This window comes from Comamonas testosteroni, assembly GCF_000761245.1.
Lineage (GTDB): Bacteria > Pseudomonadota > Gammaproteobacteria > Burkholderiales > Burkholderiaceae_C > Comamonas > Comamonas testosteroni_C.
The window spans coordinates 65,008-78,631 of record NZ_AWOR01000045.1 but is presented as its reverse complement, the minus strand read 5'-3'; the positions used below and the strand labels follow the sequence as shown (position 1 = coordinate 78,631).

Annotated in this window: 15 protein-coding genes; 6 read left to right on the top strand and 9 right to left on the bottom strand. The window is 64.3% G+C overall.

The window, feature by feature from the left end:
* The first annotated feature begins 1 nt into the window (after position 1).
* Both P353_RS11130 and P353_RS11125 read left to right on the top strand, forming a co-directional pair.
* Complete coding sequence (locus tag P353_RS11130) at positions 2–1,579, top strand: efflux transporter outer membrane subunit (protein WP_080750513.1); 1,578 nt, start codon at positions 2–4, stop codon at positions 1,577–1,579.
* 63 nt (positions 1,580–1,642) lie between these two features.
* The gene (locus P353_RS11125) at positions 1,643–1,966 is read left to right on the top strand and encodes a hypothetical protein (protein WP_034369083.1); all 324 of its coding nucleotides are present in this window, start codon (positions 1,643–1,645) and stop codon (positions 1,964–1,966) included.
* A gap of 15 nt (positions 1,967–1,981) precedes the next feature.
* On the opposite strand, the gene P353_RS11120 is transcribed toward P353_RS11125, so the two are convergent.
* Positions 1,982–2,500: an SRPBCC family protein gene (locus P353_RS11120; protein ID WP_034369081.1), complete on the bottom strand. Its 519-nt coding sequence runs from the start codon at positions 2,498–2,500 to the stop codon at positions 1,982–1,984.
* A gap of 85 nt (positions 2,501–2,585) precedes the next feature.
* A complete protein-coding gene (locus P353_RS11115) occupies positions 2,586–2,951 on the bottom strand; it encodes a hypothetical protein (RefSeq protein ID WP_034369194.1) in 366 nt (121 codons plus the stop codon).
* 117 nt (positions 2,952–3,068) lie between these two features.
* Between P353_RS11115 and P353_RS11110 the strand changes: the two genes are divergently transcribed.
* On the top strand, positions 3,069–3,740 hold the full coding sequence (locus tag P353_RS11110; protein ID WP_034369079.1) for an ABC transporter ATP-binding protein: 672 nt from the start codon (positions 3,069–3,071) through the stop codon (positions 3,738–3,740).
* On the opposite strand, the gene P353_RS11105 is transcribed toward P353_RS11110, so the two are convergent.
* Genes P353_RS11105 through P353_RS11090 form a run of 4 tightly spaced genes read right to left on the bottom strand, consistent with a single transcriptional unit; the run spans position 3,727 to position 6,355 of the window.
* Entirely contained in the window at positions 3,727–4,542 is an 816-nt protein-coding gene (locus tag P353_RS11105) for a LytR/AlgR family response regulator transcription factor (protein WP_034369078.1), read from the bottom strand. The genes P353_RS11110 and P353_RS11105 overlap by 14 nt on opposite strands.
* The gene (locus tag P353_RS11100; protein WP_034369076.1) at positions 4,539–5,606 is read right to left on the bottom strand and encodes a sensor histidine kinase; all 1,068 of its coding nucleotides are present in this window, start codon (positions 5,604–5,606) and stop codon (positions 4,539–4,541) included. The genes P353_RS11105 and P353_RS11100 overlap by 4 nt, the downstream gene beginning before the upstream one ends.
* A 24-nt stretch (positions 5,607–5,630) precedes the next feature.
* Positions 5,631–5,915: a 2TM domain-containing protein gene (locus P353_RS11095; protein ID WP_034369075.1), complete on the bottom strand. Its 285-nt coding sequence runs from the start codon at positions 5,913–5,915 to the stop codon at positions 5,631–5,633.
* 35 nt (positions 5,916–5,950) lie between these two features.
* Positions 5,951–6,355, bottom strand: coding sequence for a DUF2306 domain-containing protein (locus P353_RS11090; protein ID WP_034369192.1), 405 nt, complete (start codon positions 6,353–6,355; stop codon positions 5,951–5,953).
* 272 nt (positions 6,356–6,627) lie between these two features.
* Between P353_RS11090 and P353_RS11085 the strand changes: the two genes are divergently transcribed.
* Together P353_RS11085 and P353_RS11080 are read left to right on the top strand one after the other, a co-directional pair.
* Entirely contained in the window at positions 6,628–8,817 is a 2,190-nt protein-coding gene (locus P353_RS11085) for a TonB-dependent receptor (RefSeq protein WP_034369073.1), read from the top strand.
* Positions 8,817–10,076 carry a PepSY-associated TM helix domain-containing protein gene (locus P353_RS11080; protein WP_034369072.1) on the top strand — a complete coding sequence of 420 codons (1,260 nt, stop codon included), beginning with the start codon at positions 8,817–8,819 and terminating at the stop codon, positions 10,074–10,076. The genes P353_RS11085 and P353_RS11080 overlap by 1 nt, the downstream gene beginning before the upstream one ends.
* A 118-nt stretch (positions 10,077–10,194) precedes the next feature.
* Here the strand turns inward: P353_RS11080 and P353_RS11075 are convergent, their stop codons facing one another.
* Complete coding sequence (locus tag P353_RS11075; protein WP_034369070.1) at positions 10,195–10,473, bottom strand: PsiF family protein; 279 nt, start codon at positions 10,471–10,473, stop codon at positions 10,195–10,197.
* Between the two features lie 213 nt (positions 10,474–10,686).
* Between P353_RS11075 and P353_RS11070 the strand changes: the two genes are divergently transcribed.
* Positions 10,687–11,511, top strand: a complete 825-nt coding sequence (locus tag P353_RS11070) for an undecaprenyl-diphosphate phosphatase (RefSeq protein WP_003078828.1) — start codon at positions 10,687–10,689, stop codon at positions 11,509–11,511.
* A 137-nt stretch (positions 11,512–11,648) separates the two neighbouring features.
* Here the strand turns inward: P353_RS11070 and P353_RS11065 are convergent, their stop codons facing one another.
* Together P353_RS11065 and P353_RS11060 are read right to left on the bottom strand one after the other, a co-directional pair.
* Positions 11,649–12,524, bottom strand: coding sequence for an alpha/beta fold hydrolase (locus tag P353_RS11065; protein ID WP_034369068.1), 876 nt, complete (start codon positions 12,522–12,524; stop codon positions 11,649–11,651).
* 60 nt (positions 12,525–12,584) lie between these two features.
* Positions 12,585–13,568, bottom strand: coding sequence for a proteasome-type protease (locus P353_RS11060; RefSeq protein WP_034369067.1), 984 nt, complete (start codon positions 13,566–13,568; stop codon positions 12,585–12,587).
* Between the last annotated feature and the right edge of the window lie 56 nt (positions 13,569–13,624).

The following is a 13,624-nucleotide window of genomic DNA, read 5'->3' as shown; positions in this document are numbered from 1 at the left end:
GATGAATATGCCAGCACAGTTTTTGAATCAAATCGGCTTCAACCCCAATCAGGGTAAGCGTAAGAAGCTCACTTTTATGAAGAACTCTCACAAGGCGCTGCCCCGTTGGGTGCCGCGTCTGTTACCGCTTGCCACGGCGCTGGCGCTGGCGGCCTGTTCCACCCAGCCCGCCTATCAGCCGGCCCGGCTCGATGTGCCGGCCCGTTTCAAGGAGGCCACGCCCGAGGCTGCGCAGTTCGGCATCTGGCAACCGGCGCAGAGCTCGGCGGCCAGCCCGGGCGCAGCAGTGCCCGACCAGTGGTGGACGGTGTACGGCGACAGCACGCTCGATCAGCTGCAGCAAGCGGCAGCCGCAGGCAATCCCAGCGTGGAGCAGGCCGTGGCCCGTCTGCGCTCGGCCCAGGCGGCCGTCGCCAGCAGCCGCGCTGCGCAATTGCCCACGCTCAGCACCACGGGCAGCGGCTCGCGTGCCTTGACCGGCGGCGGCACCTACAGCAACACCAACGGCGAGAACGTGGCGCGCAGCGGCAGCATCAACAACAACTTCTCGCTGGGCCTGAGCGCCAGCTGGGAGCTGGATCTCTGGGGCAAGCTCTCGGGCGCGGTGGACGCCAGCCGCGCTTCGGCCCAGGCCAGTGCCGACGATCTGGCGGCAGCGCGCCTCTCGGCCCAGGCATCGGTGGCACAGACCTATTTCTCGCTGCGTGCCGCCGAGGCGCAGATGACGTATCTGCAGGAAAGCCTCGAGGCCTACGAGCAAAGCCTGAAGCTCACGCAGAATCGCTACCGGGCGGGCGTGGTGTCCTCGGCCGATGTGGCCCAGGCCCAGTCCCAGTACAAGAGCACGCAGGCCAGCCTGCTGGAGGCCAGGATCACGCGCGCGCAGTACGAGCATGCGCTGGCGGCCTTGCTGGGCAAGGCTCCGGCCAATTTCAGCCTGCCGGCGACCGGCCACCTGCCGACGCCGCCCGCTGTGCCCGAGATGCTGACCTCCACCTTGCTGGAGAGGCGCCCCGACATTGCAGCCGCCGAGCGCCGCGTGGCCATGGCCAATGCGCAGATCGGCGTGGCGCGTGCGGCCTATTTCCCCTCGCTGACGCTGTCGGCATCGACCGGCTATCGCAACTCCGTGCTATCCGATCTGCTCAATGCGCCGAATCTGTTCTGGTCGCTGGGCCCGGCGCTGGCCATGAGTCTGTTTGACGGCGGCGCGCGTTCGGCGGCCGTGGAGTCGGCCCGTGCCACGCTGGACCTGAATGCCGCCACCTACAAGCAGACCGTGCTGACGGCGCTGCAGGAGGTGGAGGACAACCTGGTCGCCGCCGTCAATCTGGCGCAGGAGGAGCAGGTGCAGACCGAGGCCCTGGCTGCAGCGCAGAAGTCGCTGACCGTGGCCAACAACCAGTACCAGGCCGGCATCGTGGCCTATCTGAACGTGCTCTCGGCCCAGACGACGGTGCTCAGCGCCCAGAACAGCCTCAACAGCGTCAAAAACCGCAGGCTGACGGCCGTGAACACCTTGCTCAAGAATGTGGCAGGGAGCTGGGAGCCGCTGGATGCGGGGCTGCGCAAAGAGTGAGCGCGCCGTGCAGGCTTGTGGTCTGGGTTACAACCGTGGCTCTGTTGTTGTGAAGATCAAACCATGAGCATTGCTGTTTTCTACCTGAGCAATTCCGAGCCCGAGGGCCAGACACCGGTCTGGCAGCCGCAATGCCGGGCCTTCTCCGATGCGCAGATGAGCGAGGCGCTGGCCCTGTGCCAGCAACTGCGCAAGGACGAACGCCATGCCCATGTGGTGATTTCGTCGGAGTTGCGCGATATGGTCGGGCCTGTGGGCGTGTCTGCGGTCGAGGACGGCAAGACGCCCGACGGCGTGGACTATCAGTGGAGCAAGGCCGGGCGTGCCGGGGCCAGTCGCAGAAATGCGGCCGAGCCGCCCAAGCAGCGCCAGGATATGGATCGCTAGGCCGAAAACGGCTGACTAGGCCGCCTGTATCCTGGCCAAATAGCCGGCCAGCAACTGCATGCTGCCGCTCCAGCCCATGTTCATGCTGGCATGCGAGCTGTCGAACACCGCTTCTTCCACGGCACTGGCATTGAGGGCGCGCCACTCCAGATGAATGCGCGTGCCGCCGGCTTCCTCGCTGAGCGTGGTGGTCGACAAGGTGTAAAGCGGCCATTGCGGCGCCATGGGGTGGCGCGTGACGCCGCCGGCCGCGTCGCTGAATTGCACCACGACGACAATGCGCTCGGGCGCTTTGAGCTCCCTGAAGCTCCATTTGCCCCACATGGCAGGCGCCTGGGGCATGGCCTCTGCACGCATGCCGTAATGAAAGCTACCGCCTTCGCGTGCACCCACTTCGCATTGCGTCATCACCATGCCCGGCGGGCGCATCCAGTGGCTCAGGTGCTCGCCTTGCGTGAAGGCCGCGTAGACCAGCTCGCGCGGTGCCTTGATGAATTGCTCGATGACAAACGGTGCAGAGAGTCGCTCGCTCATGGCATTGCCTTTGCAAATCGCTTCGAGCCTTCCATTGTGCACAGCGTGCACCTGACTTCAAGCGCCGCAGCCTCTGGCTTGGATGTCAGGCTTCGAGATCAAAGGCCTGGCGCAGTGCATCGCCGAACTGCGTGGAGCCCGAAAGACAGAGGCTGACCGTGGTGCGGCCCGTGGCCGATGCCTGCAGCTCCAGCCTGCCTGCTGCCCTGTCGAAGCGGGCGCTCAGGGGCTGGCCGTCATCGTCCTGCGCCTGCAGGTCATAGTCCCAGTCATTGCCGTCTTCCAGGGCACCCTGGCGGCCCGCAAACCTCTGGCTGGCCCAGCGCAGCAGAGCTTCGATTTCGCCGGCCAGTTCCGGCACCCGCTCGGCCCTGACGCTGGCCATGGCGTCCCAGGTGCCCGTGCCTTCTTCATCTTCGCTGTAATCGAATTCCAGATAATCCAGAGCCATGGCATATTGCGCGCTGTTGAGGGGGACGCCATTGTGCCTGTGCCTTGCTTCGCGCATGGCTGTGGGCTTTTTAGCGGTATTCAGCGATAAATCCATATGTAGAAGGCGCTGTCAGCTATGAATTCCGAACGTGATGAGGGCTGCGACTCTCGCTGCATGGTGCAGGCCCTGCAGGTGAGTTTTGGCTACCCGGGCCGCGCGGTGGCCCATGAGGCCTCGCATTGCTGGCATGCCGGGCTGTGCCTGCTGCAAGGCGATGAGGGCACGGGCAAGACCAGCTGGCTCAAGGCATTGGCCGGGCAATTGCCGCTGCGCACGGGCTTGCTGCACTATCCGTTTGCCGACAACGGCCGTCTGGCCGCCAGTTCCTGCTTCTGGCAGGACCCGCGCCAGCCGCTCAACGATGTCTACGGTCAGATGTCGGCCCAAAGCTGGGTGGCGCTGCAGCGCACGCTGTATCCGCATTGGTCACAGCAGCAGTTCGAGCAGCATGTGCAGGGCTTCGGGCTGGAGCCGCATTTGCACAAGCCGCTGCTGGCGCTGTCATCGGGCACCCAGCGCAAGCTGTGGATGGCCGCCGGCTGGGCCAGCGCCGCCGAGCTGGTGCTGATCGACGAGCCGCTGGCAGCGCTGGACAAGCCCTCCGAGCGTTATGTGCAGCACGCGCTGGCTGCCATGGCCGCCGAGCTCAAGGACGCGGCGCGGCCCCGCAGCGTCATCGTGGCGCATTGGGATGCCATGCAGGGCGTGGACTGGGAAGATGTGATGGAGCTGGCTACATCGCCTTGAAGCGCGTTGCGTAGAGCCGGCTGACGGCCAGCTTTTCGGGACGCTCGCGCAGCAGCAGGCTCAGGCGTCCGGACTCGTCACGCTGGGCGCTGGCAATGGCCTGCGCTCGCACCACGGTGCCGCGATGGATTTGCCAGAACTGCTGGGCGTCCAGTTGCGGCAGCAGATCCTTGAGCGGGGTGCGGATCAGATACTCCTGGCTGGCCGTCAGCACGCGCAGGTACTTGTCGGCAGCCTCGAGGTAGACGATGTCCTGCACCCTCACCATGTGGATCTGGTTGCCGACGCTGGCCTGGATGATCTGCAGTGCGGCGGGGCCCTGCCCCAGCAGTTGCTGCTGCAGCCCGAGCAACTGCTCGAGCTGACGGTGATTGTGCATGGCAAGGTCCATGCCTTGTTCCGGCTGGCGCTGCTGCCACCACTGCTGCAGGCGCTGCACGGTCTGGCCGAGGCGCGCCGCCTGTACGGGCTTGAGCACATAGTCCATGGCGCAGGCCTCGAAGGCTGCCAAGGCGTACTGGTCGTAGGCGGTGACAAAGACAATCGCCGGCAGCGGCTGCCCGTCAGGCCAGGCGTCGGCAATTTCGGCGGCCGCCTCGAGTCCGCTCTGGCCCGGCATGCGAATGTCCAGGAACAGCAGATCGGGCAGCCGCTGCAGCGCCTGCTGCACGGCGCTGATGCCGTCGGCCACCCTGGCTTCGATCTGCAACTGGGGCCAGAGCTGGCCCAGCAACTGCTGCAAGGCCAGGGCCAGCAGCGGTTCGTCTTCGGCAATCAGGGCGCGCGGTGGACTGGTGTTCATGGCTGGGGCGTCAGGGGTAATACGATGCAGGCCTTGGTTGCGCCTGCGCGGTCTGCTGTCAGATCGAAGCGGGCAGCGCCGCCGTAGCGGCTGGCCAGACGTTCGCGAACCTGCTGCAGGCCAAAGCCGGAGCCGGAGCCGGAAGGCGGCTGGCCAGGCAGCGCCGGCAGGCCCAGGCCATTGTCATGCACGCTGAGCAGGAGGTGGCGGTCATCCAGCATGCTTGCGTGAACGGCAATATGGCCGCCGGCCAGCTGGGGTTCGAGTCCATGGCGAATGCTGTTCTCCACCAGCGGCTGCAGCAGCAGGGTTGGCACGGGCAGTTCGGCCAGTTCAGCGGGCAGATGGAGGCCATAGCTGAGCCGGTCGCCCATGCGGATCTGCATCAGGGCCAGATAGTCGGCCAGCAAGGCAAATTCGCTGGCAAGACTATGGGTGCCGTTGCGCGAGCCGGCCAGCGTGGCGCGCAGATAGGCAATCAGATGGTCGAGCATCTGCTCGGCACGTGGCGCATCGGTGGCGATCAGCACGCGAAGATTGGCCAGGGTGTTGAACAGCATATGCGGCTCCAGCTGGGCCTGCAGCAGACTGAGCCGCGCTTCGGCGGCCTGGCGCTGGGCCTGCTCTGCCTGCATTTGCAGATGGCGCGACTTGCCCACCACATAAAAGCCCCAGGACATGGCAATGCTGGTCGCCATGGTGATGGCAAGCGGCAGCCATAGCGAGGGCCGGGCTGCGGCGGGCAGTTCGGGATGGAACTGCTGAACGTAAAGGTGCCCCAGTGGATTGCCCAGAACCAGACCTGCGGCAATTCCCAGCGGCACCACGGCCATGCCGCGCATGCCGCGCGGCCAGGGAATGTCGTCGGACTCGCGCCAGCGCAGTCTGAGCAGATCGATGCTCAGCCAGCTGATCAGGCCGATGGCCAGCGAATAGGCAAGGTTGACATCCCACAGGCCCTGGCCGAGTGCTGTCAGGGCCGCAGCGATCAGCAGACAGGCAGCCACGGTGATGCCGGCATGACGAAAGAGGGGAGCGGGCGCAAACATGGACATGACGGGCATGGTAGGTGATGGGTGGCCTGGCATCTAGCGCTTTTCGCTGCGCTGCAGCGTTTTCAGCTCGTGCTCCAGCAACTGCTGAAAGAGCGGACTGCCGGGTGCCAGCAGCCAGACCACGGCTCCATGAATCAGCAGGCCCAGGCCCCAGCCCAGAGCCGGGTAGACGGCCCAGTGCCGTCCCTGGCTCAGAGCCAGGGCCATCAGCCCGAGATTCACTGCGGCATAGACCGCAGCATGGATATACCAGCCCAGCTTCATGCCGGCGCGGCGGCGTGCCGACTGGTGCAGAGCGTCTTCAGAGATCGGGTTCATGTTTTTCCTTGTAGTGCTTGGGATGAGGGCGGGGTTCAGGCCAGTCGCTGCCACAGCAGATTGCCGAGCAGGCGGCCCGGAAGCAGCGTGAACAGTCCCGCGACGACGCAACTGCCCAAGTACAGCTTGCGCATGACGCTGCGGTGCTGGGCAATGCGTCGATGGGCCAGATGCCAGAAGGACAGCGCCAGGCCGCCTAGCGTCACGGGGATCAGCAGATGAATGGGCGTGAAGCCTGCCCAGTTGGGCAGCTTGAAGTCGCGAATGAACAAGGCGGAGAGGGCGGTGGCCAGCATGAGCAGCACAAAGCCATAGCCTGCGATTCTGTGCACCCAGGGCAGCGGGCTGGCCTCGCGCCTGGCCCAGAGTGCGATGGCTCCGGTCAGAGTGGCCGCTATGGCGCAAGCCATATGAAAGGCGATCAGCGGTGTGAGTGGCATGGCGAGCTCCTGGTGTTTGCACATGACTGTGCAAGTCCGTGCCGCCGCCATCCAGCGCTTTGCGACGAAGTGACAGAAACCGGGAGCCAGCTGCAGTCCAGGGGATGCGACGTGTATGGCGGCCTTGTTTGTGTGCACGCACATACCACGCAGCGGTTTCAGGGTTGGCAGTTTCCCGTGGATCCCGTGGAGGTTTCAGGGTGTTTTATAGCGGTAATGAGATTGATTACTAAAATTAACGATTCTGAAAATCATTCTCAATAACTTTAAAAATGTTCCTGCTGCGACCGATTTCCCTGGCTGCCCTCGCACTGTGCAGCCAGCAGACTGTTTTTGCCCAAACTTCCAGCACTGAATCAGAAGCTGCCCTGCAGACCGTCACCGTGGAGGCCAGCGCCGATGCTTCGGCCCAGGGTCTGGCCAAGCCTTTTGCGGGCGGGCAGGTGGCGCGCGGAGCGCGTGTCGGCGTACTGGGAAACCAGGACATGATGGAGACCCCGTTTTCCGCCACCAGCTACACCAGCGATCTGATTCAGGACCAGCAGGCCAAGAGCGTGGGCGACGTGCTGCTCAACGATGCGGGCGTGCGCTCGGCGCGAGGCTTCGGCAACTTCCAGCAGGCCTACTTTGTGCGCGGCTTTGTGCTGTATTCCGACGATGTGGCCTACAACGGCCTGTACGGTCTGGTGCCGCGCCAGTACATGGCGTCGGAGTTCGTGGAGCGCGTGGAAGTGTTTCGCGGAGCGAATGCCTTTCTCAGCGGCGCGGGTGCGGGCAGCGTCAGCGGCGGCGGTCTGGGCGGCCTCATCAATGTGGTGCCCAAGCGCGCCGGCAACGAGCCGCTCAATCGTGTGACCCTGGGTGGCGCCAGCGGCGGGCAGGCCTACGCGGCTGCGGATGTGGCGCGCCGTTTCGGCCCCGATGATGCAGCCGGCGTGCGCCTGAATCTTGCACGGCGCAGCGGCGGCACCGGCGTGAGCAACGAAAAAGTCCACACCACGGTCGGTTCGCTGGGCCTGAACTGGCGCAGCAGCCGTGCACGCCTGTCGGCCGATCTGGGCTGGCAGGAGCACAAGCTGACGGCGCCGCGTCCCTCGCTGACCCCTTCGGGCAATCTGCCCATTCCAGCCGCACCGGACAGCAAGACCAACTACGCACAGCCCTGGACCTACTCCAACAGCCGCGACCTGTTCGGCACCGTGCGCGGGGAATACGACTTCAACGACCAATGGACCGGCTGGGCCGCTGTGGGCATGCGCCGGGGCAGCGAGGACAACGCGCTGTCGGGTCTGACGCTGTCCAGCGCGGCTGGCGATGCCGTGGTCAACCGCTTCGACAACACGCGCAAGAACCGCGTCAAGACCGGCGAGCTGGGCCTGCGCGGCAAGTTCGAGACCGGCTCGGTCAAGCATTCGGTGGTGGCTTCGCTGTCGGCCTTTGATTCCAGCGAGCGCAATGCCTGGGGCTACAACTACGCAACCGGCCAGAGCAACAACATCTACAACCCGGTGTCCCTGCCTGCGCCTGGCTATACCGGACTGGGCGGCATCCTGGGCAACCCGCGCGAGACCGAGCGCATCAAGACCAGCAGCCTGGCACTGGCCGATACCCTGGGCTTCATGGACGAGCGCCTGCTGCTGACGGTGGGCATGCGCTACCAGAGCATCAAGGTCGACGGCTTCGATGCCACGACGGGTGCAAGCTCGGGCAGCTACGACAAGAGCCGCGTGACTCCGGTGGCGGGCCTGGTGTTCAAGCTGACCCCCGCGGTTTCGGCTTATGCCAACTACATCGAAGGGCTGGCCAAGGGCGGCAGCGCGCCCATGACCAACGGTGGCCAGGTCGTCAGCAATGCAGGCCAGGTATTCGCTCCCTATGTCTCCCGCCAGAAGGAGGTGGGCCTCAAATACGACGGCGGCAATATCGGCGCCAGCGCCTCCTTGTTCATCACGAGTATGCCCAGTGCCTATGTGCAGAACAATGTCTACGGCGTGTTCGGCAAGCAGCGCAATCGCGGTCTGGAGTTCAATGTGTTCGGCGAACCCGTCAAGGGCCTGCGCGTGCTCGGCGGCGTGACTCTGCTGGACGCCAAATACCTGAGCACGGCGGATGGCGCCAATGATGGCAAGCGCGTGGTGGGCGTGCCCCGCAGCCAGGCCAATATCGGCGCTGACTGGGATGTGCCGGGCGTGCGCGGCCTGGCATTGAATGCACGGCTGATGTATACCGGCGCGCAGTACGCCAATGCCGGCAACACCCAGCGCGTGCCGGCCTGGACCCGCTTTGACCTGGGCGCCCGCTATCTGATGGACGTCGGTGGCAAGCTGGTGACCCTGAATGCGCGCGTGGACAACGTGGCTAACCGCAACTACTGGGCCTCGGTCGGCGGCTATGCCACCAGCGGCTATCTGGTCCAGGGCGCGCCCCGCACCTTCTCCCTGACCGCCAGCGTGGACTTCTGATGCGCGCTCTGTGGACCGTGGTTCATCGCTGGGTCGGCCTGTTTCTCGCGGCCTTCCTGGTCATGACCGGTCTCACGGGGGCGGTGCTCTCGTGGGACCATGAAATCGACGACTGGCTCAACGCCGACATGCTGCACACGCCGGGACGCGGCCCGCTGCAGACGCCGCTGCAACTGGCCAAGGCCGTGCAGACAGCCGATGCGCGCGTCGAGATCTCCTATATGAGCCTTGGCCTGCGCGAGGGCGAGGCGGCTTCCTTTTTGGTGCGCCCGCTGGTGGACCAGGGCACGGGCAAGCCCCATGTGCTGGGCTACAACACGGTGTTCGTGGACCCGGTGACGGGTGCCATCACCGGTCACCGCGACTCCAAGAGCCTGGCCCTGAGCTGGCGCAATCTCATGCCCTGGCTGCGCCATCTGCATGAAAGCCTGCTCAGTCCCACGTTTGCGGGCAGCAACCGCTGGGGCTACTGGTTCATGGGCGGCCTGGCGCTGCTGTGGCTGGCCGACAGCTTCTGGGCGCTGGTACTGACCCTGCCGGTGAAGAAGAAGGCGGCTGCGGCCGGGGCGCAGGACGCGCCCGCCAAGGCTGGCGGCAAGTCCTGGTGGGCGCGCTGGATGCCTTCCTGGCGCATACGCTGGGGCGCCGGTGCCTACAAGCTCAATTTCGATCTGCACCGCGCGGGTGCGCTGTGGATCTGGGGCGTGATCGTCATCGTGGCCTTTACCTCGTTCTCGATCAATCTCTACCGCGAGGTGTTCTATCCCGTGATGAGCAAGGTCTCGACCACCACGCCCGGGCCCTACGAGACGCTCAAGCCGGCACCTTTGGGCAGCTTTATCGAGCCGAAGATCGGCTTTGCCACGGCCATGGAGATCGCGCGCAAGGAAGCGCTGCGGCTGGGTATCAAGACCGAGGCCGGAGGCATCTGGTATGGCGGGGATTTCCCGTTCTACAACGTGTCCTTCTTCGATCCCGACGACGAGACCGGGGCCATGGGCATGGGGCTGTCCAATGTCTATGTGAGCTCGGAAAGCGGTGAGGTGCTGGGCAGCTATCGCCCCTGGCATGGCACGGGAGCCGATGTGTTCGTGCAGCTGCAGTTGCCGCTGCACAGCGGCCGCATTCTGGGCACCTTCGGGCGTGTGCTGATATCGGTGGTCGGTGTGATGGTGGCCATGCTGTCCATCACCGGCGTCATCATCTGGTGGAAAAAACGCCGTGCCCGGCGAACGACCTCGGCGGCTGCCTCGGCCTGAAACCACAAAGCCACCCTGCGGTGGCTTTGTGCATTGCGCCGAACGTCGCGCAATCCGGCTTGGTGACGCCGGGCCTGGCTTTTGCTCAGGACAAGGGCGGCAAAGCGGCTCAGCCCGCTCAGTCCTTCTTCAGGCACTCGCTCATGAAGGCCTTGCGCTCGTCGCCCTTTTTGCCGGTGGCATCGGCATTGCAGCTCTTCATGCGTTCCTGCTGACGCTTTTTGCCGTCGGACAGGCAGGACTTCATGAACTCCTTGCGCTCATCGCCCTTCTTGCCGGTGGCTTCGGTGTTGCAGGTGCCCATGAGCTGCTGCTGGGCGGTTTTGGGTTTGTCGCCGGCAGCCATGCTCATGCTGCAGGCCAGGGACACGACAGCCAGGACCACAAATTTTTTCATGATGGTGTGATTTTTGAAAAAACGCCGACAACCGGCGCGCAGCTATTGCAGCACAAGCGCGTGACTTTGCCCAGAAGCGTCGACCGTGTCTTGTAAAAGTTTGCGATTGTCTGTCGATTGGCGGGCGGAAAAGGTCTTGTGAGCGCGATCGGGAAAATGGCGAGCGGATAATGGGCGGCTTTGCTTCAACCCTGCATCCAAAGGACGATTCGCGTGGATACTTTATTGCTGGTCAAGGCCGCCATCATGGGCATTGTGGAAGGGCTGACCGAGTTCTTGCCGATTTCCTCAACCGGCCACCTGATCCTGGCGGGTTCGCTGATGGGTTTTGTCGGCGGCAAGGCCAAGGTGTTTGAGATTGCGATCCAGACCGGAGCCATCTTTGCCGTGATGCTGGTGTACTGGCAGAAGATCCGGGACACGCTGGTGGAGCTGCCCAGCAGCCGCCAGGCGCAGAAGTTCGCGCTCAACGTTCTCATCGGCTTTTTGCCTGCCGTGGTGCTGGCGCTGCTGTTCGGCAAATATGTGCAGGAGCATCTGTTCACTCCGGTCATCGTGGCGACCACCTTCATCCTCGGCGGCTTCGTGATTCTCTGGGCCGAGAAGCGGCCCGCTGCCGCCACCCGCGTGCAGTCGGTGGACGATATGACGGCTCTCGATGCGCTCAAGGTCGGCCTGGTGCAGTGCTTTGCCCTGGTGCCCGGCACCAGCCGCAGCGGCTCCACCATCATCGGCGGCATGCTCATGGGCCTGTCGCGCAAGGCGGCCACGGACTTCTCGTTCTTCCTGGCCATGCCCACGCTGATCGGCGCGGGCGTCTACAGCCTCTACAAGGAGCGTGCGCTGCTGTCCATGGCGGATGTGCCGCTGTTTGCCGTGGGCCTGATCTTCTCGTTCATCAGTGCCTGGCTGTGCGTGCGCTGGCTGCTGCGCTTTATCTCCACCAACAGCTTTGTGCCGTTTGCCTGGTACCGCATCGTTTTCGGCATCATCGTGCTGGTGACGGCCTATACCGGCATCGTGGACTGGCACCATTGAGTGCCTTGGCGCTGCCCACAAAAAAAGCCGCTTGCGTAATTGCAAGCGGCTTTTTTAATAGCTTGAAGCGCTTGTTCTGATTGAATTTCAGATTGTTTTGATGCTGAAATCGTTATCTGAAAAGCGCAAGAAGCTACTTATTTGTGAGTGCTTCCTGCGGATTTCTGCAAAATGGTCTGCTCCATATTGAGCAGCGATGCCTCGATGGCGGCGGCCGTGGCCTCGGGGCGCTCCATGGGAAACAGATGGCCGCCGTCCAGCATCGTGATGCGCCCGCGGGTGATGCGCTGCGTCATCTCCATGCCCACCTGGCGCATCTCTACCGACGAGCGACCGCCGATGAAGGCCACCGGGCAGCGCACGGGGTGACGCCTGAGCTGGTTGTTGAGATTGCTGGGCAGGGTGTTGTAGATGGCGGTTTCCACCTCGCGCCTGAACAGCAGGCTGCGCTTGCCCTGGTCGTCCTCCAGGCCGTGCTGCACATAGTCCTGCAGCACCTGCGGGTGCCACTGGGCAAAGGCCTTCTTGCTGCGGAAATACTCCAGCGCCTCTTCGTTGCTGGCCCAGGTGGTGCGCCGGCGCTGGCTGATCTTGCCGGGGGAGACCGAGGCCACGATCTGCGTCTGCTTGGCCAGGCCCACGGCGTTCGCCTTCCAGCCGCCCAGCAGGGGCGAGTCGATGAGCAGCACGCCGCGCGCCAGATCGGGGCGCTTGGACGCCGCCTGAAAACTCAGAATGCCGCCCAGCGAGTGGCCCACCAGATAGACCGGCCGGCCGTGCCGCTCGACCTGCTGCTCTATGTATTCGATCAGCTCGTCCACCAGATGCGGCCAGTGATTGGTGACCGGGCGCTGGGGGTCGTGGCCGAAGCGCTGCACGCCGCCAGCCTCGATACCGCGCTGACGCAGCAGCGAAAACAGCAGGCGATAGGTACCTATGGGAAAGCTGTTGGCATGCGCGAAGACCACGGGCAGGGTGTTCGTCGTGCTGGTGGTGGCAGTGGGTTGGGACATGGCGCGGGACGGGCTGGACAGGAAAAACGCCCCGAAGGGGCGTTGGATGCGTCGATCAGTTTAGCGCCTGGACAGGCCTGCCTGTCTTTGCATGCGCGCCTGCTCTTCTGCCGTCTGCAGGCGCTGGTATTCATCGGCCATGCTCAGGCCGGCCTGAGCCGGCACTACGGGCTGGCGCAGCGCGGCGGGCGGAACATTGCCTGCACCCAGGCCGTGGGCCGAGCGTGATGCAACGGGTGCACCCACCTTGATCAGCGGATGCGCGCGCGGGCTGTGAATGCGAATCGGCGTATCGGTCTGGCCGCCGTCCCAGGCCGGATCGTCGATGCTGTCGAAGACATGGCGCAGGCGCTCGCCCCAGCTGTCGTGCAGCATGCGCAGATAGGGGTTGTCGGCGTCCAGGCAGACAATGCGGTCCGTGGCGAAGCGGTTGTTCTCGTAGACGATCAGATCCAGCGGCAGGCCCACCGAGAGGTTGGACTTGAGCGTGCTGTCCATGGACACCAGCGCGCACTTGGCGGCTTCGTCCAGCGGGGTCTCGGAGGTGATGACGCGGTCCAGCACGGGCTTGCCGTACTTGGATTCGCCGATCTGGAAGTAGGGCGTCTCGCCCGTGGCCTCGATGAAGTTGCCCGCCGAATAGACCTGGAACAGGCGCATGCGCTCGCCCTGGATCTGGCCGCCAAAAATCATGGAGACATTGAAGTCCACCCCGGCGCGCTGCAGCGCCGTGGCCTCGCGCTCATGCACATGGCGCACGGCCGCGCCCAGCACGCGCGCGGCATCGAACATGCTGCGCACATTCCAGATGGTCAGCATCTCGTCCGTGGTCGTGTCGTGCAGCTGAAAGCTCTCCAGCAGCTCGCGCACAGACTGGGTGATGGACAGATTGCCGGCCGATTGCAGCACCATGAAGCGCTCGCCCGGTTGCTCATACAGCATGACCTTGCGGAAGGTGCTGATCTGGTCGAGTCCGGCATTGGTGCGGGAGTCGGACAGAAACACCAGGCCGGCGTTGAGCTTGAGGGCGACGCAGTATGTCATGGGTGATAGAGACAATAATGAAAAACGTATGAACACCAGATGCAGCAAGCGTCGAG